This window comes from Kitasatospora sp. NPDC096204 (assembly GCF_044763205.1).
In the GTDB taxonomy this organism is placed as follows: domain Bacteria; phylum Actinomycetota; class Actinomycetes; order Streptomycetales; family Streptomycetaceae; genus Kitasatospora.
In genome coordinates, this window is record NZ_JBIWFT010000029.1 from 69,655 (window position 1) to 92,876 (window position 23,222).

19 protein-coding genes are annotated in these 23,222 nt (G+C 73.8%); 9 read left to right on the top strand and 10 right to left on the bottom strand.

Annotated elements, in window-relative coordinates; all coding sequences use genetic code 11:
• The first annotated feature begins 410 nt into the window (after positions 1-410).
• Positions 411-1,607 (top strand): trypsin-like serine peptidase, encoded by a 1,197-nt coding sequence (locus ACIQ87_RS27875; RefSeq protein ID WP_402411507.1) that lies wholly within the window; start codon positions 411-413, stop codon positions 1,605-1,607.
• 79 nt (positions 1,608-1,686) lie between these two features.
• Positions 1,687-2,805, top strand: a complete 1,119-nt coding sequence (locus tag ACIQ87_RS27880) for a trypsin-like serine peptidase (protein ID WP_402411509.1) — start codon at positions 1,687-1,689, stop codon at positions 2,803-2,805.
• 70 nt (positions 2,806-2,875) lie between these two features.
• Here the strand turns inward: ACIQ87_RS27880 and hflX are convergent, their stop codons facing one another.
• The 5 genes from hflX to miaA form a co-directional block, all read right to left on the bottom strand.
• Entirely contained in the window at positions 2,876-4,381 is a 1,506-nt protein-coding gene (gene hflX, locus ACIQ87_RS27885) for a GTPase HflX (protein WP_402411512.1), read from the bottom strand.
• 215 nt (positions 4,382-4,596) lie between these two features.
• Entirely contained in the window at positions 4,597-6,840 is a 2,244-nt protein-coding gene (locus tag ACIQ87_RS27890; protein WP_402411515.1) for a RelA/SpoT family protein, read from the bottom strand.
• A 211-nt stretch (positions 6,841-7,051) separates the two neighbouring features.
• Positions 7,052-7,957 (bottom strand): diaminopimelate epimerase, encoded by a 906-nt coding sequence (gene dapF / locus ACIQ87_RS27895; RefSeq protein WP_402411518.1) that lies wholly within the window; start codon positions 7,955-7,957, stop codon positions 7,052-7,054.
• A 131-nt stretch (positions 7,958-8,088) separates the two neighbouring features.
• Positions 8,089-8,601, bottom strand: coding sequence for a hypothetical protein (locus tag ACIQ87_RS27900; protein WP_402411520.1), 513 nt, complete (start codon positions 8,599-8,601; stop codon positions 8,089-8,091).
• A 228-nt stretch (positions 8,602-8,829) separates the two neighbouring features.
• Complete coding sequence (gene miaA / locus ACIQ87_RS27905) at positions 8,830-9,774, bottom strand: tRNA (adenosine(37)-N6)-dimethylallyltransferase MiaA (protein ID WP_402411523.1); 945 nt, start codon at positions 9,772-9,774, stop codon at positions 8,830-8,832.
• Between the two features lie 179 nt (positions 9,775-9,953).
• Between miaA and ACIQ87_RS27910 the strand changes: the two genes are divergently transcribed.
• Positions 9,954-10,199 carry an antitoxin gene (locus ACIQ87_RS27910; RefSeq protein ID WP_402411525.1) on the top strand — a complete coding sequence of 82 codons (246 nt, stop codon included), beginning with the start codon at positions 9,954-9,956 and terminating at the stop codon, positions 10,197-10,199.
• A gap of 51 nt (positions 10,200-10,250) precedes the next feature.
• Here the strand turns inward: ACIQ87_RS27910 and ACIQ87_RS27915 are convergent, their stop codons facing one another.
• Together ACIQ87_RS27915 and miaB are read right to left on the bottom strand one after the other, a co-directional pair.
• Positions 10,251-10,949, bottom strand: a complete 699-nt coding sequence (locus ACIQ87_RS27915; protein WP_402411528.1) for a class III extradiol dioxygenase subunit B-like domain-containing protein — start codon at positions 10,947-10,949, stop codon at positions 10,251-10,253.
• Positions 10,950-11,027: 78 nt separating this feature from the next.
• On the bottom strand, positions 11,028-12,530 hold the full coding sequence (gene miaB, locus ACIQ87_RS27920) for a tRNA (N6-isopentenyl adenosine(37)-C2)-methylthiotransferase MiaB (protein ID WP_402411530.1): 1,503 nt from the start codon (positions 12,528-12,530) through the stop codon (positions 11,028-11,030).
• Positions 12,531-12,625: 95 nt separating this feature from the next.
• On the opposite strand from miaB, the gene ACIQ87_RS27925 reads away from it, so the two are divergent.
• Positions 12,626-13,645: a TAXI family TRAP transporter solute-binding subunit gene (locus ACIQ87_RS27925; protein WP_402411533.1), complete on the top strand. Its 1,020-nt coding sequence runs from the start codon at positions 12,626-12,628 to the stop codon at positions 13,643-13,645.
• A gap of 116 nt (positions 13,646-13,761) precedes the next feature.
• Here the strand turns inward: ACIQ87_RS27925 and ACIQ87_RS27930 are convergent, their stop codons facing one another.
• Both ACIQ87_RS27930 and ACIQ87_RS27935 read right to left on the bottom strand, forming a co-directional pair.
• Positions 13,762-15,183, bottom strand: coding sequence for a sensor histidine kinase (locus ACIQ87_RS27930; protein WP_402411536.1), 1,422 nt, complete (start codon positions 15,181-15,183; stop codon positions 13,762-13,764).
• Between the two features lie 6 nt (positions 15,184-15,189).
• Positions 15,190-15,948 carry a response regulator transcription factor gene (locus tag ACIQ87_RS27935; protein WP_402411539.1) on the bottom strand — a complete coding sequence of 253 codons (759 nt, stop codon included), beginning with the start codon at positions 15,946-15,948 and terminating at the stop codon, positions 15,190-15,192.
• A gap of 392 nt (positions 15,949-16,340) precedes the next feature.
• Between ACIQ87_RS27935 and ACIQ87_RS27940 the strand changes: the two genes are divergently transcribed.
• The 5 genes from ACIQ87_RS27940 (at position 16,341) to ACIQ87_RS27960 (ending at position 21,613) form a co-directional block, all read left to right on the top strand.
• Positions 16,341-17,114: an amino acid ABC transporter ATP-binding protein gene (locus ACIQ87_RS27940; RefSeq protein ID WP_402411541.1), complete on the top strand. Its 774-nt coding sequence runs from the start codon at positions 16,341-16,343 to the stop codon at positions 17,112-17,114.
• A 114-nt stretch (positions 17,115-17,228) separates the two neighbouring features.
• On the top strand, positions 17,229-18,134 hold the full coding sequence (locus ACIQ87_RS27945) for a glutamate ABC transporter substrate-binding protein (protein WP_402411543.1): 906 nt from the start codon (positions 17,229-17,231) through the stop codon (positions 18,132-18,134).
• A gap of 53 nt (positions 18,135-18,187) precedes the next feature.
• On the top strand, positions 18,188-18,838 hold the full coding sequence (locus ACIQ87_RS27950; protein WP_402411544.1) for an amino acid ABC transporter permease: 651 nt from the start codon (positions 18,188-18,190) through the stop codon (positions 18,836-18,838).
• Positions 18,839-18,911: 73 nt separating this feature from the next.
• On the top strand, positions 18,912-19,760 hold the full coding sequence (locus ACIQ87_RS27955) for an amino acid ABC transporter permease (RefSeq protein ID WP_402411547.1): 849 nt from the start codon (positions 18,912-18,914) through the stop codon (positions 19,758-19,760).
• A 122-nt stretch (positions 19,761-19,882) separates the two neighbouring features.
• Positions 19,883-21,613 carry an FAD-dependent monooxygenase gene (locus tag ACIQ87_RS27960; protein WP_402411550.1) on the top strand — a complete coding sequence of 577 codons (1,731 nt, stop codon included), beginning with the start codon at positions 19,883-19,885 and terminating at the stop codon, positions 21,611-21,613.
• Between the two features lie 6 nt (positions 21,614-21,619).
• Here the strand turns inward: ACIQ87_RS27960 and rny are convergent, their stop codons facing one another.
• Positions 21,620-23,089: a ribonuclease Y gene (gene rny, locus ACIQ87_RS27965; RefSeq protein WP_402411553.1), complete on the bottom strand. Its 1,470-nt coding sequence runs from the start codon at positions 23,087-23,089 to the stop codon at positions 21,620-21,622.
• Positions 23,090-23,222: the final 133 nt, after the last annotated feature.

The following is a 23,222-nucleotide window of genomic DNA, read 5'->3' on the forward strand; positions in this document are numbered from 1 at the left end:
TTGGGGCGCGTGGGGGTGCGGACGCGCACTGTGGTGGAGGGGATCGGCGGGCGCTCGCACCGTCGCGTCAGGTAAGGGTTACCTATCCATGACGGGTGATCACAAGGACGGCTCACTCGTCCGGGTGAGAATCGGCGATTGTCCACCTCCGGGGCCGATCGCCCTGCTGGGCCGGTACCCCGGAGGGGCGCGGGTCACGGATCGGTGACCTCCGGCCCGCGCCGCAACCCGGGGGGCGGGCACCGCCGTCCTCGTCTGCGATGGAAGACTCCAGGACGGCGGAGCGCCGCACCGCGAACCGGCCGGGCCCGTACCGCCCCGGTCCGAAGCCGCCGGCCCGGCACCGTCAGGGGGCCCGGCACCGCCCGGCACCCGGTACCGATCGAACGAGCACAGGGGGAAGCGCACAGATGCCCACGATCCACCGGTCAGCCCTGGCCGCCGCCCTGGCCGCGGGCACCCTGCTCGCCGTGACCGCCTGCGGGCCGGACGGCCCGGCGGGCGGCGGCGGGACCGTCGCCGCGGCGCCGCCCTCCTCCTCCACGGCTCCGGCCGCGGGCTCGGGCGGGGTGATCGGCGGGCTCACCCTCCCGTCCGGGATCCCGACCAGCCTGCTGGAGGGGCTGCCCAGGAGCTGGGACGACCTGAAGAAGTGGAAGTACGAGGACTGGGACAAGTGGGCGTCCAAGCACGTCTTCAACAACCCGGTGGTGAAGGACTTCTGGGACCCGGACAAGATGGGCGACTCCAAGCCCGCCGACCCGGCACCGCCCGCCGCCAAGCCCGCCCCGGCCACGCCCGCGCCGGCCACCGACGACGGCGTGACCGACCCCGAGCCCGCGGTGGTCAAGGCCCTGGCGGTGCCCCGCCCGTACACGAAGCAGCCCTCCGGCAAGGTGTTCTTCTCCGCCCAGGGCGGCCGCGGCAACTGCTCGGCGACGGTGATCGCCGACCCGCAGCACCCGGGCAAGAGCAACCTGGTCTGGACGGCCGGCCACTGCGTGCACGAGGGCAAGGGCGGGAACTTCTACAAGGACCTGGTCTTCGTACCCGCCTACAACAACTCGGGTGCCTCCAGCGGCGGCAAGCGCGCCCCGCTGTCCGAGCTGGCCCCGCTCGGCACCTGGTGGGCCGACCAGGTCACCACCTCGCCGCAGTGGATGGTCGAGGGCGGCGGCAGCGGCGACGCCGCCAACCAGTACGACTTCGCGGTCATGCGCGTGCGCAACCAGAACGACACCGGCAAGTCCCTGGAGGAGACGGTCGGTTCGGCCGTCCCGGTCTGGTTCGACGCCCCGCGCGACCAGCTCAGGCTCTCGGCCGTCGGCTACCCGCTGATGAAGCCGTTCGACGGCCAGGAGCTGTACAAGTGCGACGGCGGCAAGCCCACCCGGCTCTCCTTCGACGCCAAGCGCCCGACCATGCTGACCATCGGCTGCAACATGACCCAGGGCGCCAGCGGCGGCGGCTGGTTCGCCACCATGCCGGACGGCAGGACCGCCCTGGTCAGCAACACCTCGATCGGCACCCAGGAGCACACCTCGCTGAGCGGCCCGTACCTGGAGGCGGTCGCCCGGCAGGCGCTGGACTGGATCTCCAAGAAGTGACCGGCCACCCGGGAGGCGGCAGCAGCCGCCACCGGGGGCGGTGACGGAACCACCAGCACAGCACGGGGGGCGAGCCAGCATGCCGAGAACCACCAGCCGCCGGCGCCGGACCGCGACGGCCGGCGCCGCGCTGCTCGCCGCGCTCGCGCTGGGCGCGGCCGGGTGCGGCCCGGACGGCCCCGCCCGGCCCCCCACCGCGCCGCTCGCCCTGCCGAGGTCCGCGCCCACCAGCACCGGCGACCTGACCGGCTGGAAGGTGGAGGACTGGGCCCGCTACGTCGCCGGCAGCGCCTTCGCCGACGACCCGGCGCCCCGCCCCTGGACGGCGGCCCGGATGGACGCCGCCAGGCCCCGGCCCACCCCGGAGTACTCCCTGACCGCCCCCGCCGCGCCCGGCGTCGAGCGGGACGCCCCGCCCGCCGCCGTCCCGGCCGAGCCGCAGCCGCACCCGTACGGCCCGGCCGGCTCGGTGGTCGGCCGGCTCTTCATGACCACGCCGCAGGGTGACGCGGCCTGTTCCGCCACCGTGGTCTCCGACCCGGTCAACCCCGGCCGCAGCAACCTCGTGTACACCGCCGCGCACTGCCTGCACGACGGCGGGGGCGGCGGCTGGCTGCGGAACCTGGTCTTCGTGCCGGGCTACAACCGGGACGGCCAACTGGTCCGCGGGAAGCCGAACCCCGACCAGCGGGCCGCCCCGTACGGCCGGTGGACGGCGGTACGCGCGCTGGTCTCGCCGACCTGGCTCCAGGAGGGCGGCGTCGGCGCCCGCGAGCAGTACGACTACGGCGTCCTGCGGGTGAGCGGCGAGGACGGCTCCGGCAGGTCCCTGGAGGAGGTGGTCGGCGGGGCGGTGCCGATCTGGTTCAACGCCCCGCGCGAGCAGATCACCGCGGCCGCCGCCTACGGCTATCCGGCCGAGCGGCCGTTCGACGGGCTGGAGCTCGCGCACTGCGACTCCCCGGTCGCGCCCGGGCGGCTGTCCTTCGACCGGGCCCGGCCGCCGATGTACGTGATCGGCTGCACCATGACGGCCGGCGCCGCCGGCGGCGGCTGGTTCGTCACCCGGGACGGCAAGCCCAACCTGATCAGCGTCGGCGCGGTCGGCAACCGCAACCCGGCCGGCTACCAGGCCGGCCCATCCCTGCAGGACCAGGCGAAGCAGGCCTTCGACTACTTCGCCAAGAACGTCAGGTGACCCGGCCGGCCCGGACACGCGCGGGGCCCCGGGACGAACACCGTCCCGGGGCCCCGCGTACGCTCCGGCGTCAGCCCTGCAGGGCCACCGCGAAGTACTCCAGCTCGGCGGCCAGCTCGGCCGGCACCTTGGCGTGCAGCAGGGTGCCCTCGCCGGTGTGCTCGGTGGAGAGCAGCTCCCCCTCGGCGTGCACCCGGGAGACCAGCGCGCCCTGGGTGTAGGGCACCAGGGCCCGCACCTCGACCGCCGGACGCGGCAGCTCGTCGTCGATCAGCTGCAGCAGTTCCTCGATGCCCGCGCCGCTGCGGGCCGACACCACGATGGCGTGCGGCTCGCGGCGCAGCAGCCGCTGGAGCACGTGCGGATCGGCGGCGTCCGCCTTGTTGATCACCACGATCTCCGGCACGTTCTGCGCGTCGACCGAGACGATGACCTCGCGGACGGCGGCCAGCTGCGTCTCCGGCTCGGGGTGCGAGCCGTCCACCACGTGCAGGATGAGGTCCGCGTCGGCGACCTCCTCCATGGTCGAGCGGAAGGCCTCGACCAGGTGGTGCGGCAGGTGCCGGACGAAGCCGACGGTGTCGGCCAGGGTGTAGAGCCGCCCGCTCGGGGTCTCGGCCCGGCGCACGGTCGGGTCCAGGGTGGCGAACAGCGCGTTCTCCACCAGCACGCCCGCGCCGGTGAGCCGGTTGAGCAGGGAGGACTTGCCGGCGTTGGTGTACCCGGCGATGGCCACGGACGGCACCTGGTGGCGCTTGCGCTCCTGGCGCTTGGTGTCGCGGCCCTTCTTCATGTCGGCGATCTCCTTGCGGAGCTTCGCCATCTTCTCGCGGATCCGGCGCCGGTCGGTCTCGATCTTGGTCTCACCGGGGCCACGGGTGGCCATGCCGCCGCCCGAGGTGCCGGAGCCACCGCCACCCATCTGCCGGGACAGCGACTGACCCCAGCCTCGCAGCCGCGGCAGCATGTACTGCATCTGCGCGAGCGAGACCTGCGCCTTGCCCTCCCGGGACTTGGCGTGCTGGGCGAAGATGTCCAGGATCAGGGCCGTCCGGTCGACGACCTTGACCTTGACCACGTCCTCCAGGTGGATCAGCTGCCCGGGGGTGAGCTCACCGTCGCAGACCACGGTGTCGGCGCCGCTGACGGCGACGATGTCCCGCAGCTCCTTCGCCTTGCCGGAGCCGATGTAGGTGGCCGCGTCGGGCTTGTCACGGCGCTGGATGACGCCGTCCAGCACCTGGGAGCCGGCCGTCTCGGCGAGCGCGGCGAGCTCGGCCATCGAGTTCTCCGCCTCCTCCAGCGTGCCGTCCGTCCAGACGCCGACGAGCACCACGCGCTCCAGGCGGAGCTGGCGGTACTCGACCTCGGTGACGTCTTCGAGTTCGGTGGAGAGGCCGACGACCCGGCGCAGGGCCGCACGCTCGCTGCGGTCGTACTGGTCGCCGTCGTAGTGGTGGTGGCCGAGGTCCTCGTCGATGGCCGCGAGGTCCTCGTCCATGAGGGCTTCCGCCCGCAGACCGTCGAGGCGGCGCGGAGCGTCGGCGTGGTCGCGGGTGTCGAACGTGGAGGTCATTCTGTCCTTTGGCTCGCTGGTACGGGTGGCCTTCGGGGACCGCGGTGGCGGTCCCGTACGGAGTCTGCCCAGCTGCCGCCCCGGCTACCGTCCGGGCGGGGTGAGCTACCCCTCAGGTCCGCGGACGCGAACCCGGGCTCCTGTGCCCGGAGAACGCCGTGGACCGGCCGTGAATTCCCCATGATGGTCGCACGCCCGACACGGGCCGGTCATCCTCATTTCCCCCGCGCCACCGGTCCCGGGGCGCGCCCCGGGGGCCGCTCCCCCGGTTCCCTGGCGCCCTCCGGGGCGTGCGGGCGGCTCACGTCGTACACCCCGGACACCTTGAGCATCGCCCGCATCAGCCCCGGCAGCACGGCCGGCTCGGGCAGTTCGACGGTGTAGGTGTGCCGGACCCTGGACTCCTGCGGCGGCTCGACCTCGGCCGAGACGATGCCGACACCCGCGCCGGAGATCGCCGCAGTGAGGTCGGCGAGCAGCCGGGGCCGGTTCAGCGCCTCGGCCCGCAGGGTCGCCCGGTGCCCGGCCGCCGGCGCGCCCTCCGGGCACCAGCGGACCTCCAGCTCGGCCCGCCCGTCCGCGCGCATCCGCTCCCCCGCCGGACAGCCGGTGCGGTGCACCGCGACCGCCGCTCCGCCGCGGATCGGGTAGCCGGCCACCTCGTCCGGCGGCACCGGGGTGCAGCAGCGGGCCAGCCGGACCGACGCCCCGGGCCGGCCGGCCACCGCGACCGGGGCGCCCGGCCGCCGGGCGGCGGGGCGCCCGGGCGGGGCGGGCTGGCCGCCGGCCGGGCCGGTGCGGACCACCGGCTGCCGGGCCGGGTGGCCGGCCAGCCAGCGCTCGATGGCCAGCCGGGCGGCCGGGGTGCGGGCGTGCGCCAGCCACTCGGGGGCGGGGCCGGAGGGCTGCCCGCCGCCGGCCGGGAGGGTCTCGGTGAGCACCGCGATCTGGTCGCCGTCCTCCAGCACGGTGGAGAGCGCGGTGAGCCGCCCGTTGACCCGCGCGCCGATGCACCGGTGGCCGGTCTCCTCGCCGAGCAGGTAGGCCGCGTCCACGCAGGTGGCGCCCGCCCTCAGCTGAAGCGTTTCGCCGCCCTCCGTCACCACGGTGATCTCGCGGTCGCCGGCCAGGTCGGCGGTGAGCGTGGACCAGAAGGCGTCCGGGTCGGGCGTCTCCTGCTGCCACTCCAGCAGCCGGCTGAGCCAGCCCGGGCGGGCCGGGTCGGTGCGGTCCAGCTCGTCGGCGTCCTGCACGGCGACGGCCGGGGACGGGTCCCCGAGCGCGACTACCCCGGTCTCGGCCACCTCGTGCATCCGCCGGGTGCGGACCAGCACCTCGACCACCGCGCCGCCGCTGAGCGCCACGGCGGTGTGCAGTGACTGGTAGAGGTTGAACTTGGGCGCGGCCACGAAGTCCTTGAACTCCCCGGGCAGCGGCGTCCAGCAGGTGTGCAGCTCGCCGAGCACCGCGTAGCAGTCGGCGTTCTCCTCGACCACCACCAGCAGCCGCCCGAAGTCGGCCGGACGCGGCCCCTGCGGCCGGCCGTCCGGGCCGGGCACGGCGGCCCGCCGGAGCAGCACCCGGTGCAGCGAGACGCAGTGCCGGGGCCGTACGGTCACCTCGGCGGAGACCCCGGCCTCGGCCAGCTGGCGGGCCAGCCGGCGGGCGAAGGGTTCCAGCAGGGTGTCCGGCTCGGACTCGTGACCGGTCATCAGGGCGCGGGTGCGGGCGTGCTCCTCGGGGTGCAGGGTGGCGAAGACGATGTCCTCCAGCTCCGCCTTGAGCACCTGGATGCCGAGCCGCTCGGCCAGCGGGATCAGCACGTCCCGGGTGACCTTGGCGATCCTGACCTGGCTGGCCGGCTTCATGTGCCGGATGGTGCGCATGTTGTGCAGCCGGTCGGCCAGCTTGATCACCATCACCCGGACGTCGTCCCCGGTGGCGACCAGCATCTTGCGGAAGGTCTCGGCCTCGGCGGCGGCGCCGAAGTCGACCTTCTCCAGTTTCGTCACCCCGTCGACCAGGTAGGCGACTTCGGGCCCGAACCCGGCGCCCACCTGATCCAGCGTCAACTCGGTGTCCTCGACCGTGTCGTGGAGCAGCGAGGCGACCAGGGTCGTCGTCCCGGCGCCGAGTTGGGCCAGGATCATGGTGACGGCCAGCGGGTGGGTGATGTACGGCTCGCCGCTCTTGCGCTTCTGGCCGCGGTGGCTGGCCTCGGCGAGCCGGTACGCCCGGGCGAGCAGGCCGAGGTCGGCCTGCGGATGGTGCCGGCGGTGCACCCGGACGAGCGGTTCCAGGGCGTCCGGCACGGGCGGCCGGCCGGTGGCGAGCAGTGCCGCCCGCCCGGCCCGGCCGAGGGCGGCCAGGCCCAGCTCTCCGAGGGGCCTCCTGGCCCCGGCCGGCCGTACGGTCGTCGGCTGCCCCGTCAGGGACTGCCCGGCTGCTTCGATGGTCATCGGCACCTCCGGCAACGGTCGCCGGGCGCCGCCCCGTACGAGGGGGGTGATCTTGACACCCCTCCCCATGGGGTGATCGACCCGGTGGTCCATGCTACCGAGCAGAGCACGTTCCGCGACGCCCTGATTCCCGTCCGCGACCGGTATCACCCGATCGGGGGGATTCGTCACCGCACGAATTGGGCAAACCGGGCCTCGGGCCCGGCAGACCTCAGCGCACCGACTCCCACCAGCGCCCGTCCAGGCGCCCCTCGGCCACGATCACCGCCGGCCCGGCCATCTCCACCCGGCCGTCCGGGTGCTCGGTGATGACCAGTCGGCCGCCCAGCACGTCCACGGTGTACGAGACCGCCTCGCCGGTGACGGCCGGGTCCGCGCCGTCCCGGCGGATGGCGGCCACCGCCACCGCGCAGGCGCCGGTGCCGCAGGAACGGGTCTCGCCCGAGCCGCGCTCGTGCACCCGCATCGCGACGTGCCGCGGCCCGCGGTCCACCACGAACTCGACGTTGACGCCCTCCGGGTAGGCGCCGACGGGGCTGGTGAGCGGCGCGTCGAACAGGTCTCCGGCGTGGTCCAGGTTCTCCACGAAGGCCACCGCGTGGGGGTTGCCCATGTTGACGTTCAGGGCCGGCCAGCGCCGCTCGCCGACCGCGACCTCGATGCCGTCGGGGCCGGGCAGCCGGGCCCGGCCCATGTCGATGGTGACGTCGCCGGGCGTGCCGTCCTCGGCCGCCTCGGCGACCTTGGCGGTGAGCACCCCGGAGCGGGTGGCGACGGCCAGCTCGCCCGGCTCGGCCAGACCGGCCTCGACCAGGAAGCGGGCGAAGACCCGCAGGCCGTTGCCGCACATCTCGGCGATGCTGCCGTCCGAGTTGCGGTAGTCCATGAACCACTCGGCCCGGTCGGCCATCCCCGCGGCGGCCGGGTCGGCGGCGGCGCGCACCACGCGCAGCAGCCCGTCCCCGCCGACGCCAGCCCGCCGGTCGCACAGCGCGGCGACGGTCTCGGGACCGATCTCCAGCGCGCCGTCCGGGTCCGGGACGATGACGAAGTCGTTCTGGGTGCCGTGCCCCTTGAAGAAGGGGATGCCGACCTGCCGGGGAGAGGATGCGCTCACCCCTCCGATGGTACTGAGCGGCGAACCACCCGCTCGCCCCGGGCACTCCCGGACCGGCGCCGCCTCCGGGCGCTCCCGGACCGGCGCCGCCTCCGGGCACTCCCGGACCGGCGCCGTCGGTGTGGGGGCGCTCAGCGCAGGTACGCGACCCGCCAGACCGCGAGCGCGCAGGCGGCCACCGCGATCAGGGTGTAGACCACGATGGCCTTCCAGCCGGCCCGCTGCCCGGAGCCCCGGCGCGGCAGCCCCGGCCACTTGTAGCCGGCGTGCCGGGCGGCCATCGCGCCCCAGCCCATCGAGGCGGCGGTGAGCAGCAGCCCGAGCATCCCGACCATGGTGGCGCGCGCGCCGGCCGAGCCGAAGGCGAGCGGGAAGGCGAACATCAGCGAGCCGAGGGTGCCCAGCAGGGCGATCGGCAGGGTCTGCCACCAGCGCAGCCGGCGCAGTGGGCGGATCTCCCGCTCGTGCACCGCGCCGTTGGGCGGGGTGCGGGTGTCCAGGGCGGGCACCGCGGCCGCGTAGGAGGTCGGCGCCTCCAGGCCGGTCAGCACGGGGAGGTCGCCCATCGTCGACTCGTCGAACTCCTCGGCCGGTGCGGTGACGCTTCCGCTCTGGCCGGAATCGGGGCCGGTACCCGTCGACACACGGCCTCCCCTGACAGTTCGACACGAGCGGACTCGCGGCCGGGCACGGTCGGCCCGTTCGGCCGACCCCTACGGCATCGATGATGGCATGTCCAGAGGGGCGTTCCGGGCCTGACCGGGGTCGACGGGTGATCCGTGGCCATCACGTGATCGGGCCGTGACCGCCGGTTCGTCCTGCACGGTCCCCTGCGCGCGCAGGTGCACCGCCGGATTGGCCAAAAACCCTTCCTACGCGGCCGGAACTCCCTGACGGCCGATCAGTTCGAGGGACTGTTCCAGCAGCTCGACGGGGTCGGTGCCGGCCGGTCGGGAGAGCCAGTTGATCCGGTCGTCGCGGCGGAACCAGGACTCCTGACGGCGGGCGAAGCGCTTGGTCGCCCGGACGGTCTCGGCCCGGGCCTCGTCCTCGGTGCACTCGCCGGCGAAGTGGTCGAGCACCTGCTGGTAGCCGAGCGCCCGGGAGGCGGTCCGTCCCTCCCGCAGCCCGGCCTTCTCCAGCTCCCGCACCTCGTCCAGCAGCCCGGCCTCCCACATCCGGTCGACCCGCAGGGCGATCCGCTCGTCCAGCTCGGGGCGCGGCACGGCGACGCCGATCTGCACCGCCCGGTAGACGGCGGTGTTGCTCGGCAGGTTGGCGGTGAACGGCTGCCCGGTGATCTCGATGACCTCCAGGGCCCGGACGATCCGCCGGCCGTTGCCGGTGAGGATCGCCTCGGCGGCCGCCGGGTCCAGCTCGGCGAGCCGCCGGTGCAGCTCGTACGGCCCGGACTGCTCCAGCTCGGCCTGCAGCCGGGCCCGCACGGCCGGGTCGGTGCCCGGGAACTCCATCTCGTCGATCGCCGCCCGGACGTACAGCCCGGAGCCGCCGACCAGGACGGGTGTGCGGCCGGCGGCGAGCAGCCGGTCGATCTCGGCCCGCGCCAGCCGCTGGTACTCGGCGACGCTGGCGGCCTCGGTGACGTCCCAGATGTCCAGCAGGTGGTGCGGCACTCCCCCGCGCTCGGCCGTGGTGAGCTTGGCGGTGCCGATGTCCATGCCCCGGTACAGCTGCATCGAGTCGGTGTTGATCACCTCGCCGTCGAGACTGCGGGCGATGGCGACGGCCAGGTCGGACTTGCCGGCGGCGGTCGCGCCGACAACCGAGACGACATGCGGGGTACTGGAGCTGCTCACCGCTCCAGTCTCCCAAAACCGCCGGGTGACCGGAGACCGGGCTGCCACCCGCCCACGACTGCGCGACGATATGGCTGTTTCCCGGAGATTTTCCGGCTGTTTCCCCGGTTGGGCCGGTTTTGCGAACGCTTTGCCGGGCCCGGACGTTGTCCGGGAAACAGCGGACGAAGGAGATCGCCATGGGCCTGATGGACAACCTCAAGGGCAAGGCCGAGGAGCTCAAGGACAAGGCCGGCGAGTTCGCGGGCAAGCACAGCGACCAGATCGAGAAGGCCGTGGACAAGGCCGGCGGGGCGATCGACAAGGCGACCAAGGGCAAGTACAGCGACAAGATCGAGCACGGCGCGGACAAGGCCAAGGGCGCGGTCGGCGACTTCGCCCACAAGCCGAAGCCGGGCGACGCGGAGCAGCCCCCGCAGTCCTGACCGGCCGTCCTGACCGGCTGTCCGGCCGCGCGGCCGGCCCGTCCCGGCCGGCTAGAACCAGGACGCCACGAAGTACCCGACCCCGTACGGCGCGTCCTGGTAGCCCAGCCGCCCGGTGAGGCCGGCGCCCTCCGCGGCGCCGGCGAGCACCTGCCAGGGCGCCCGACCGTCGGCCTTGAGCTCGGCGGCCAGGCCGGGGTCCAGGGCGGCCAGGGCGGGCAGGTCGGCGGTGCCCAGGGCGGTGGCCAGGGCGCTGTCGAAGTCCTCGGCCCGCTCGTCCAGGTAGCCGGGCGCCTTCACCGAGCGGCAGGCGCTGCCGTCGCCGAGCACCAGCAGGGCGACCCGGTCGGCGAGGCCGGCCAGGCCCTGGCCGAGGCCGAGCATCCGGTCGGCGGGGGCGTCCGCGGGCACCGCGCAGGCGTGCGTCGGCAGGCTCACCCCGGCGCGCTCCAGGAGCCAGGCGCCGACGGTCAGCGAGGGCGCCAGCTCCGGCCCCTCGACCCGCTCGCCGGGCAGCTTGGCGACCAGCGGCACCCCGTAGCGGTGGAAGGAACCGGCCCCGCCCTCGGTCCACACCTCGGCCGCCGGCCCGGTGCCGACCACCACGACCAGCTGCGGGGCGGCCTCGACCAGTGCGGCCAGCGCCTCGTCGCAGGCCGCGCGCAGGCCGTCCAGCTCGGGCGCGGCCCCGGCGGCGACCTCGGGGACGAGCAGCGGCGGACAGGGGCACACGGCGGCGGCTACCAGCATGCGGATCACTCTAGCCGGGAAGCCGAACGGCCCGGCCGGAGCTGGGGAGCTCCGGCCGGGCCGTCAAGGACCGTGGCGTCAGTCGCCGCAGCAGGCCCCGCCCGCCGGCGCGGCGAGCGGCAGCTCGGCCGGGGCGCCGATCTTCGGCAGGCCCAGCATCACGCCGGCCGGCTTGGCGGCGGCCGCGGCCTGGCGCTTCTCCCATGCGTCGCCGGCCCGGGTGCGGCGCACCGCGAGCGCCGGGCCCTCGGCGAGCAGGTGGTGCGGGGCGGCGTAGGTGATCTCGACGGTCACCATGTCGCCGGGGCGCACCGGCTCCTCCGGCCTGCCGAAGTGCACCAGCCGGTTGTCGGGCGCGCGCCCGGAGAGCCGCCGGGTCTGGTCGTCCTTCTTGCCCTCGCCCTCGGCGACCAGGATCTCCAGGGTGCGTCCGACCTGCTTCTTGTTCTCCTCCCAGGAGATCTCCTCCTGGAGGGCGATCAGCCGGTCGTAGCGGGCCTGCACGACCTCCTTCGGCACCTGGTCCGCCATCTCCGCGGCGGGGGTGCCGGGGCGCTTGGAGTACTGGAAGGTGAAGGCGTTGGTGAAGCGGGCCTCGCGGACGACGTGCATCGTCTCCTCGAAGTCCTCCTCGGTCTCGCCGGGGAAGCCCACGATGATGTCGGTGGAGATCGCCGCGTCCGGCATCGCCTCGCGGACCTTGCGGATGATCCCGAGGAAACGCTCCTGCCGGTAGGAGCGGCGCATCGCCTTGAGGACGCGGTCCGATCCCGACTGCAGCGGCATGTGCAGCTGGTGCATCACGTTCGGGGTCTCGGCCATCGCGGCGATCACGTCGTCGGTGAAGTCACGCGGGTGCGGCGAGGTGAAGCGGATCCGCTCCAGACCCTCGATCTGGCCGGCGGCGCGCAGCAGCTTGGAGAAGGCCTCGCGGTCGCCCAGGTCGGAGCCGTACGCGTTGACGTTCTGGCCGAGCAGGGTCACCTCGATGACGCCCTCGTCCACCAGCGCCTCGATCTCGGCGAGGACGTCACCGGGGCGACGGTCCTCCTCCTTGCCGCGCAGCGCGGGCACGATGCAGAAGGTGCAGGTGTTGTTGCAGCCGACCGAGATGGCGACCCAGGCGGCGTACGCGGACTCGCGGCGGGTCGGCAGGGTGGAGGGGAAGGTCTCCAGCGACTCCAGGATCTCGACCTGGGCCCTGCGCTCGACCGCGGCCCGCTCCAGCAGCGCCGGCAGGTGGCCGATGTTGTGGGTGCCGAAGACCACGTCGACCCAGGGGGCGCGCTTGACGATGGTCTCGCGGTCCTTCTGCGCCAGGCAGCCGCCGACGGCGATCTGCATGCCCTTGTGGCGGGTCTTGACCGGCGCGAGCTGGCCGAGGTTGCCGTACAGCTTGTTGTCGGCGTTCTCACGCACCGCGCAGGTGTTGAACACCACCAGGTCAGGGTCGCCCTCGGGCCCGGCCTTGACGTAGCCCGCGTCCTCCAGCAGGCCGGACAGCCGCTCGGAGTCGTGGACGTTCATCTGACAGCCGTGCGTGACGACCTTGTAGCTCTTCAATCCGCTCTCACCGCTCACCAGACCAGGGTACGGGCAGCGGCGAAGCGCTTTTCCCGGAGCTTCCACCACCCGTTCCCCTCCCGTTCGGCCGGAGCGCCTGGCAGTATCCCTGCATGGCCCCCATCACCCCGTCCCGTCTCGGCGCCGCCGTCCGCGCCGCGGCCCGCAGCCCGTTGTGGCGGACGGTGCTGGTGCTGGTACTGCTGGTGGCCGGGTTCGGCGGCTGGTGGCTGTCGGCGGGCCGCTCGCCCGGGTACCCGCGCGGCGAGGTCCGCTTCGCCACCGGGGTGCAGCGCGGCGTCTACGACCGGTACGGGCAGCTGCTCCAGGCACACGTCTCCCGGGCGATGCCGGGCGTGCGGCTGGCGCTGGACAACTCCGAGGGCTCGGTGGACAACCTCACCCGGGTCATCGACGGCCGGGACACCTTCGCGATAGCCACCGCCGACGCGGTCGCCGACTACCGGCGCCCCGGCAAGGAGAAGCTGCGGGCGATCGCCCGGCTGTACGACGACTACCTGCAGCTGATCGTCCCGGCCTCCTCGCCGGTGCGCCGCACCGCCGACCTCAAGGGCCTGCGGGTCGGCGTCGGCCTGCCGCAGTCCGGGGTGAACCTGGTGACCAAGCGGCTGCTGGCCACCGCCGGGCTGGACCCGGACCACGACATCGTCCCGGTGCCGAAGGGGATCGGCGAGGCCACCGACGACCTGCGCGCGGGCAGGCTGGACGCCTTCTTCTGGTCCGGCGGCCTGCCCACCAGCGCGCTCACCGACCTCTCCGACCACTTCCCGATCCGGGTCGTGCCGCTGAGCGACCTCTCCGAGGCCCTGCACAACGCCGAGGGCGGCGGCACCGACGCCTACCGGGCGGCCACCATGCCGAAGGGCACCTACCCGAACGCCGAGCCCAAGGACGCCGTCGCCACGGTGGCCGTGCCCAACCTGCTGATCACCCGGGACGACGCGGACCCGGGCCTGGTCGAGGGCGTGACCCGCGCGGTGATCGACAGCCGGGACCAGATCGGCGCCCAGGTGCACGCCGCCCAGCTGGTCGACCTGCGCACCGCCGTCTACACCGACCCGCTCCCGCTGCACACCGGCGCGGCGCGCTACTACCGCTCGGTGAAGCCGTAGGGCCCGCCCGCACCGCCTCCGGCCCACACCCCTCCGGCCCACACCCGTCCGGCCCACACCCCTCCGGCCACGGCCGCTCGGCCCGCGTCTCTCCGGCCAGGCTGCTCCGGCCGCGACTACTCGGGCCGCGGCACCGCCAGCGTCACCGCCAGCCCGGTCGGCGTGACCGGCGCGAAGCCGAGCGAGCCGCCGCCGGCCGCCAGCAGGGTGCGGGCGATGGACAGCCCGAGCCCCGACCCGTCCACGTTCTGGTGCCGCGGGCTGCGCCAGAACCGGTCCCCGGCCCGGGAGAGCTCGTCCTCGGTGAGGCCGGGCCCGGCGTCGGTGACGGTCACCGCGACCTCGTCCCGGCGCACCGCGACCCGTAGCCGCACCTCGCTGCCGGCCGGGCTGAACTTGAGCGCGTTGTCCAGCACGGCGTCCAGGGCCGAGCCGAAGCCGATCGGGTCGGCCATGCCGATCGCCCGCGCCGGGCCCTCCCAGCGCAGCCCGATCCCGCACTGCTCCGCCGTCGGCCGCCAGGCGTCCACCCTGGCCAGGGTGAGCTCGGCGAGGTCGGTGCGCTCCGGTTCGGGGCGGGCGTGCTCGGCGGTGGCCAGTCCGAGCAGGTCGTCCAGCACCCGGGCCAGCCGGGTGCCCTCCTCCCGTACGCCGCTGAGCTCCTCCTCGTGGCCCTCGGGCAGTTCCAGGCCGAGCAGCTCGACCCGCAGCAGCAGCGCCGACAGCGGGTTGCGCAGCTGGTGCGAGGCGTCCGCGACGAAGGCCTTCTGCTGGTCCATGGCGAGCACCACGTGGTCCGCCATCTCGTTGAACGAGCGGGCCAGCCGCTGGAGTTCGGGCGGTCCGCCGCCGGGGGCGACCCTGGCGGCCATCCGGCCGGTGGCGATGTCGTGGGTGGCCCGGTCCAGGGTGCGCACCGGACGCAGCACCCACTCGGTGAGCCGGACGGCGAGCAGCACGGCGACGATCATCGCGGCGGCCTCGCCGCCGCCGATCACCAGCCACTGGTGCAGCACCCGGGTGCGCAGCGCCTCGGTCGGGGACTCGCTCAGCACGACCGCGACCACGTCGCCGTCGCGCACCACCGGGGCGGCGACGATGATCGTCCGGTCCGGCGTCCAGGGCCAGACCTGCGGCGGGTTGTGGCTGCGCCGCCCGTCCAGCGCCTCCTGGAAGGCCTGGGCGCCCCAGCCGCCGGCGGGCACCCGCCAGTCGTTCGGGGCGGCGGCGATCGGCTGGCCGTCGCGCTGGAAGATGCCCAGGCGCACGCCGTACAGGTCGTGGTAGCGGCGGACCTCGGCCTCGATGGCGCGCTTGCGGCTGAGGTCGCCCGGGGCGGGTTCCGGGTCGCCCTTGCGGGCGGAGTCGGCGGCGCCGGAGGTGGGCAGGTCCTGGGCGAGGCGGGCGGCGTCGTCGAGCCGGTCGACGACCACCTTGGTCTGCTCGGCCGCCGCGACCGCCGCCGCGAGCGGCAGCCCCAGGGCGGCCAGGACGCAGAGCATGAGGGCGATCAGGATGCCGAGCAGGCGGGTGCGCACGTGCGGTCAGTGCTCCGCGGGTGCGGGCGGGGCGGGTTCGGTCGCGGGGGTCGTCGGACGGTCGGGGATCAGCCGGTAGCCGACCCCGCGCACGGCCTCGACCAGGCCGGGCAGCGCCAGCTTGTTGCGCAGCGAGCCGATGTGCACCTCCAGGGTGCGCCCGTTGCCCTCCCAGCCGCTGCGCCAGACCTCGCTGAAGATCTGCTCGCGCCGGTAGACCACGCCCGGACTCTGGGCGAGCAGCGAGAGCAGGTCGAACTCCTTGCGGGTGAGCGGCACGTCGCGGCCGTCCACGCTGACCCGGCGGCGCTCCCGGTCGATCCGGATGCCGCGGGACTCCAGCGGGCCGCGCTGCTGGGGCACGGTGTCGGGCGCGGGCGCCGGCACCGCGGCGGGGGCGGCGCCGCGGCGGGCCACGGCGTGGATGCGGGCGAGCAGTTCGCCCATGTCGTACGGCTTGGTGACGTAGTCGTCGGCGCCCAGGTTGAGGCCGTGGATCCGGGAGCGGACGTCGGCGCGGGCGGTGACCATGATCACCGGAACGCCGCTGCCGGCCCTGATCCGGCTGCACACCTCGAAGCCGTCGCGGTCGGGCAGCCCGAGGTCGAGCAGCACCACGCGGTACGGCTCGTTGCCGTCCGGCACCAGGGCGTCCAGCGCCTCGTGCCCGCTGCGGGCGTGCCGGACCTGGAAGCCGTGCCGGCCCAGCACCGCGACCAGCGCGGCGGCCACGCGTTCGTCGTCCTCGACGAGCAGCAGTCGCATCCTGTTCTCCTCCTTCCCCCACGTGATCACCCGTGATCACCGGGCCGATCGTTAGGGTCCCGGTCCTGCGCAGTATGGGCCAGTGAACGGCCCGACGCCAGGCTCGACCGCGCACCGGGCTCGTGCGGAACGGGGAGCACCGGCACGGATTCCCGCTGTGACATGCCCCGTCGGCGCCCGCGCGAACAGCGGGTGGGCGCCGTGTGGCCGTTTCGTGATCCTCAAGTTCCGCTCAGATCGGCTGACGGCACGCGGCCGCGGCTCCTATGGTCGGCCCACCGGGGGCTGCGGCTCCGCCGGCCGCGGCCCCCGGATTTCGTACCACCATTGCCTCCCAAGGGAGTTGAGACTTCTCGGGCAGGCGTGATTCGACGACAGAGGGAGCAGGCGCGATGACCGAGAGCCCGGTCGAGGACTCCACCCCCGCAGCCGCCCCACTGGTCGTGCTGAGCAACGTCAACAAGCACTACGGCGCGCTGCACGTGCTGCAGGACATCGACCTGCGGATCGGCCAGGGCGAGGTGGTCGTGCTGATCGGCCCGTCCGGCTCGGGCAAGTCGACGCTCTGCCGGACGATCAACCGGCTGGAGACGATCGACTCCGGCACGATCACCATCGACGGCCGCCCGCTGCCGGACGAGGGCAGGGAACTGGCCCGGCTGCGCGCCGAGGTCGGCATGGTGTTCCAGAGCTTCAACCTGTTCGCGCACAAGACCGTGCTGGAGAACGTGGTCATCGGCCAGGTGAAGGTGCGCAAGGTGCCCCGCCCGCAGGCCGAGAAGACCGCCCGGGAGCTGCTGCAGCGGGTCGGCGTCGGCGCGCAGGCGGACAAGTACCCGGCCCAGCTCTCCGGCGGCCAGCAGCAGCGCGTGGCGATCGCCCGGGCACTGGCGATGAAGCCCAAGGTGATGCTCTTCGACGAGCCCACCTCGGCACTGGACCCGGAGATGGTCAACGAGGTGCTGGAGGTCATGCGCCAGCTGGCCGCGGACGGCATGACGATGGTCGTGGTCACCCACGAGATGGGCTTCGCCCGCTCCGCCGCCAACCGGGTGCTGTTCATGGCCGACGGCAGGATCGTCGAGCAGAACACCCCGGACGCCTTCTTCACCGCGCCGCGCTCCGACCGCGCCAAGGACTTCCTCTCGAAGATCCTCCACCACTGACGCTTCGAGACCAGCGGGGCCACCTCCGGCATCGGCGCCGGAGGCCCTGCCCCGTGCCCGCCTTCCAGACGCCAGAGCCCGGTTGAGACCGCGGCCCACCCCCAGGAGAACCTCATGAGGACTTCCCGCACCCTCGCCGTCGCGCTCTGTGCCGTCGCGCTCACCGCCACCGCCGCCTGCGGCAAGGACGGCAAGCCCGGCGCCACCGCCGCGAGCAGCGGAGCCGGCGCCCCGGCGCTGCCGAGCTACACCGTCAAGACCGACGTCAAGGTCGACTCCGCGGTCCTCGCCGAGGCCAAGAAGCGCGGCCAGCTGATCATCGGCGCCAAGGCCGACCAGCCGAACCTCGGCTGGGAGGACGTGGCCAGCGGCGACCGCAGCGGCTTCGACATCGAGATCGCCAAGATGATCGCCGCCGACCTCGGCTTCACCCCGCAGCAGATCAAGTGGCAGACCCTGGTCTCCTCGCAGCGCGAGCCGGCCATCGCCAAGGGCCAGATCGACTTCTACGTCGGCACCTACAGCATCAACGACGAGCGCAAGAAGAGCGTCTCCTTCGCCGGCCCGTACTACATCGCCGGCCAGGACCTGCTGGTGAAGGCCGACAACACCTCGATCACCGGCCCGGAGAGCACCGGCGGCAAGAACGTCTGCACCGCCACCGGGTCGACCTCGATCAAGAACATCCAGCAGTACAACCCGAAGGTCACCCAGTTCGACACCTACTCGGCCTGCGTCGAGAAGCTGATGTCCGGCGAGGTCGACGCGGTCACCACCGACGACGCGATCCTCAAGGGCTACGCCTCCAAGTACGCCCCCAAGCTCAAGGTGGTCGGCAAGCCGTTCACCAAGGAGAACTACGGCGTCGGCCTCAACAAGGACGACAAGGCCCTGCGCGACGCGATCAGCGACGCCCTCAAGGCCCACGAGGACAACGGCGACTGGAAGAAGGCCTACGACGCCACCCTGGGCGCCTCCGGCTCCCCGGCGCCCGAGGTCCCGGCCCTCGATCGCTACTGATCCGCCCGCCGTACGTCGGTTTCCCGACCATGAGTTGAGAGGAGGGCCGCCGGATGGGGTTCCTGTTCGAGGACGACAACTTCGCGTTGTTCCGCGACGGCTTCCTACAGACGATCGAGGTGAGCGCGCTCAGCGCGCTGCTCGCCCTGCTGCTGGGCACCCTGCTGGCGGCCTTCCGGGTCTCCCCGGTGCCGGTCCTGCGCGCCTTCGGCACCACCTGGGTGACGCTCTTCCGCAACACCCCGCTGACCCTGCTGTTCTTCGCCGTCACCTTCGGGCTCCCGCCGCTGGGCGTGCACTTCAGCCACCTGGCGTTCGCGGTGCTGGCGCTCGGCGGGTACACCGCCTCGTTCGTCTGCGAGGTGATCCGCTCCGGCATCAACACCGTGCCGCTCGGCCAGGCGGAGGCCGCCCGCAGCCTCGGCATGGGCTTCGGCCAGACCCTCACCCTGGTCGTCCTGCCGCAGGCCGCCCGGACCGTCCTGGGCCCGATGAGCAGCGTGTTCATCGCCCTGCCGAGGAACTCGGCGATCGCCGGCGCGTTCAGCGTTCCCGAGCTGTACAGCGCCCAGCAGACCTTCTCCGAGCGCGGCTACTCGATCTTCGCCATCTTCTTCTGGGTGGCCTGCGCCTACCTGCTGATCAGCGCGACGGTCGCCACGTTCTTCCGCTTCCTGGAATCCCGACTGGCGGTGGCCCGATGAGCGAGCGCAGCGAGCGAACGATCAAACGCCGCGTGTGGGCGGATGCCCCTGCCGAGCGCAGCGAGGTGGGCGCATGAGCATCTTCCAGCGGCAGGCTTCCGCCAGCGTCCTCTACGACACCCCCGGCCCGAAGGCCCGCACCCGCAACCGCGCGCTCGGCGTCCTCGCGGTGCTCGCCATCGCGGGACTCCTCTGGTACGTCTTCAGCGCGCTGAACGACAACGGCCAGTTCGACCCCGGCCTCTGGGACGCCTTCCAGTACACCTACGTCCAGCAGCAGCTCGTGGACGGCCTGCTGTCCACCCTGGAGGCCTTCGGGCTGGCCGCGGCGTTCTCGCTCACCCTGGGCGCCCTGCTGGCGGCCGGTCAGCTCTCCGACCACCGGCCGGTCCGCTGGGTCTGCACGGCCTTCACCCAGTTCTTCCGGGCGATGCCGCTGCTGATCCTGATCGTCGGGCTCTACTACGCCTTCTTCGCCCAGCAGCCGATGTGGGCGCTGGTGCTCGGCCTCACCCTCTACAACGGGGCGGTCCAGGCCGAGATCATCCGCAGCGGCGTCAACGCCGTCCCGCGCGGCCAGGGCGAGGCGGCCTACGGGCTCGGCATGCGCAAGACCCAGGTGATGACGTCGATCCTGGTGCCGCAGGCCGTCCGTTCGATGCTGCCCTCGATGATCAGCCAGCTGGTCGTCACCCTCAAGGACACCTCGCTCGGCTTCATCATCACGTACCACGAGCTGCTGTTCGTCGGTAAGGCCCTCGCCAGCCAGCCGATCAACGCCGCGGGCTTCCCCTACATCCCGGTGGTGCTCGTGATCGGCCCGATCTACATCGCGATGTGCCTGCTGTTGACCGCGCTCGCACGCTGGATCGAAGCACGCGGCCGTCGCGGCGCGAACCGGCGCACTTCGGCTTCTGCTTGACGGACACGCAGGTGAACTGTTGCATTGCTCTTCGTGACACCTCCCGGGAGCATCCACGCGGCATATGCGGCAGCGGTATCTGACGCCGGCCGATCGGCCGGTTCGTGCCCGGAGGTTCCCTCATGGACCCGGTGATCGTGGTCGGGGCCGGACCGGTCGGTCTGGCCCTGGCCCTCGCCCTGGCCCGGCACGAGGTACCCACCATCGTCCTGGACGAGGGCTCCGGGCTCTGCCCCGAAGGCCCCCGCAGCCTCGTGCTCGGCGCCGACACCGCCGCCTTCCTGACCCGGATCGGCTACCCGCGGGCCGTCTCGGACTCCGCGCTGTGGGACTCCTTCGCCCTCTGGCGCCGCCGCCAGGAGGTGCTGCGGATCGACCTCACCGACTCGCCCACCTTCCACCTGCCCCAGCACCGCCTCCAGCGCGGGCTACGCGACGCCCTGACCGGCACCCCGCTGATCCGGCTGGTCCCGCTCAACCGGGTCGTCGAGCTCGAACAGGACCGGGACGGCGTCAGCATCCGCACCACGGGCACCCAGGACGGCTCCACGACCTGGTGGCGCGGCAGCCACCTGGTCGGCTGCGACGGCGCGAGATCCACCGTCCGCAAGCTCCTGAAGATCCGTTTCCCCGGCCGCCCTGCGGTCGACCGCAACGCCATCGCCACCGTCCGGGTCGACCTGCCCTTCGACGGCGCCCGGCTGCACCGCGAGCCCCCGTGGCGGGGCGACCGCGAGGCCTCCGCCCGCCCGCTGCCGGACGGCGTCTGGCGGCTCGACTGGCGGCTGCCCCCCGGCCGCCCCGCCGCCACCGAGACGGTGGACCCGCACGCCACCTGGCCCGGCATCGTCACCGGCGACACCCTGCTCAACCGGGTCACCTCCACCCTCACCGGCTGGTGCGGCGAGCTGCCCCGCTTCGAGCTGCTGGCCGCCGCCGACCACACCGCCCAGCAGCGGCTCGCCGCCCGCTTCCGGGTCGGCCGCTGCTTCCTGGCCGGCGACGCCGCCCACCTGCACGGTGCGCTCGGCATGCAGAACCTCGTGGACGGGCTGCGCGACGCCGACAACCTCGCCTGGCGGCTCGCCCTCGCGTGGCACCTCCACTCCGGCGGTCCGCAGCCCGGCGGCGCCCTGCTGGACGGCTACGAGGCCGAGCGGCGCGGAGCGGTCGGCGCCCGGCTGCGCGCGGTCGACCAGTCCATGCCGCTGCTGCGCCCGCTGCGCGGCTGGCAGCAGACCCGGCGCTCGCTGCTGGTCGGCGGCTTCCGCAAGCACGCCCCGCTGCTCGCCGACGGCCAGCTCGGCACCGGCCGGTTCGGCGGCGCGCCCGCCTACCCGGCGGCGCCCTCCGGCGGCCCCGGCCGGGTCCCGGCGCAGCGCGGCGCGCGCGGCACCACCTCGCTCAGCGAACTGCTGCCCGCCACCGCCCCCGGCGTGCTCGTCCCGGACCTGCCGGTGCTCGCCGACGACGGCACCCCCGACCACCTGCACGCCCGGCTCGGCACCGCCTTCCTGCTGCTGCTGGTCGCCCCCGGCACCGCCGTCTGGTCCTCCGAGCACTGGCTCGGCGCCGGCCTGATGCCCCGCCTCGCCGAGGTCGCCGCCGCGCTGCCCGTCCCCGCCGAGGTGCTGGTCACCGAGGACTACCCGGGCGCCGGCCCGCACACCGTCCTGCTGATCCGCCCGGACGGCCACCTGGTCGGCGTCACCCAGGGCGCCGTCGCCGAGGACCTCCTCGCCCTCGCCGACCGCGCCCGCGGCGGCCCGGCCACCCTCGCCCCGGCCCCCGACCCGTCCGACCGGCCCGCGGCCCGGCAGGTGGACTCCCCGAGCCAGGGCGTCTCCCAGTAAGGCTGCCTAGCCGGCCACCGCCGTGGCCCGGCTCTCGCGGACCACCGTCACCCGGATCCGGCCCGGGTAGGTCAGCTCGGTGGAGACCTGGCGGGCGACCTCGCGGGCGATCAGTTCCGCGCCGAGGTCGTCCACCGCGTCCGGACGAACCATCACCCGCACCTCCCGGCCGGCCTGCATCGCGTACACCTCGGCGACGCCCTCGTGCGAGCGCGCGATCTCCTCCAGCCGCGCCAGCCGCCGGACGTACAGCTCCAGCGACTCCTTGCGCGCGCCCGGCCGGCCGCCCGAGCAGCCGTCCGCGGCCTGGGTCAGCACGGCCGTCACGGTGCGCGGGTCGACCTCGTTGTGGTGGGCGGCGATCGCGTGCACCACCTCGGGGGACTCGTCGTACCGCCGGGCCAGCTCCGCGCCGATCGCGGCGTGGCTGCCCTCGGACTCGTGGGTGAGCGCCTTGCCGATGTCGTGCAGCAGTGCCGCGCGCCGCACCGGCTCCGGGTCCACCCCGAGCTCGGCGGCCATCATCCCGGCCAGGTGCGCGGACTCCAGCAGGTGTCCGAGCACGTTCTGCCCGTACGACGCCCGGTAGCGCAACGAGCCCAGGGTGCGGACGAGTTCGGGGTGCATCCCGCCGACCCTGGCCTCCAGCAGGGCGTCCTCGCCGGCCCGGACGCAGCGCTGTCCGACCTCCTCGCGGCTGCGCTCGTGCAGGTGCTCGATCCTGCTCGGGTGGATCCGGCCGTCCTCGACCAGCTGCTCCAGGGTGAGCCGGGCGGTCTCCCGGCGGACCGGGTCGAAGCAGGACAGCTGCACCGACGCGGGGGTGTCGTCGACGATCAGGTTCACGCCGGTGACCGCCTCGAAGGCACGGATGTTGCGGCCCTCGCGCCCGATGATCCGGCCCTTGATGTCCTCGTTCGGCAGCCGCAGGACGGTGACGACGCTCTCCGCGGTCTGCTCCGTCGCCAGCCGCTGGACCGCCCCGGCGACGATGTCCCGGGCCCGGCGCTCGCCCTCCTCCCTGGCCTCGCGCTCGATCTCCCGGACGGTGACGGCGGCCTCCCGCCGGGCCGATTCCGTGGCCTCCCGCAGGAGTTCGGCGCGGGCCTGCTCGGCGGAGAGTCCCGCGGCCCGTTCCAGCGCCGTCACCCGCCGGGTGACCAGCGCCTCGGCCTCGCCCCGGGAGCGCTCCAACTCGGCCGAACGCTCCGCCAGTTCGTCCTCCCGGCGGCGCAGCCTGCGCAGTTCCTCGGCAAGGTCCTCCTCGCGGCGGGCGATTTCGGCCCGCTGCCCGGCGGTCTGCTCCTCGGCCCACCGACGGGCCCGCTCGGCCTCGGCCAGCGCGCCGCTCCGGGCCGCCCGCAGCCGTCTGACCGCCAGCCCGGCGGCCACCGCGAGCACCAGCAGGAGCAGCGCGGCCGATCCGGCGACCGACACCAGCGAGCCACTCGGGCCGGTGCCCGCCGAGATCCCCATTGCCGCCCACTCCCCCGTCGCCGCATGGGGTGCCGTCCACAGGCCCCCCTGGCACTGAAGGCGAGGCTAGGTGGGGGTCACGAAACGGTCAAGAGTTGACCTGGTTCACTCCAAGACGCCTACAGAACTGCCA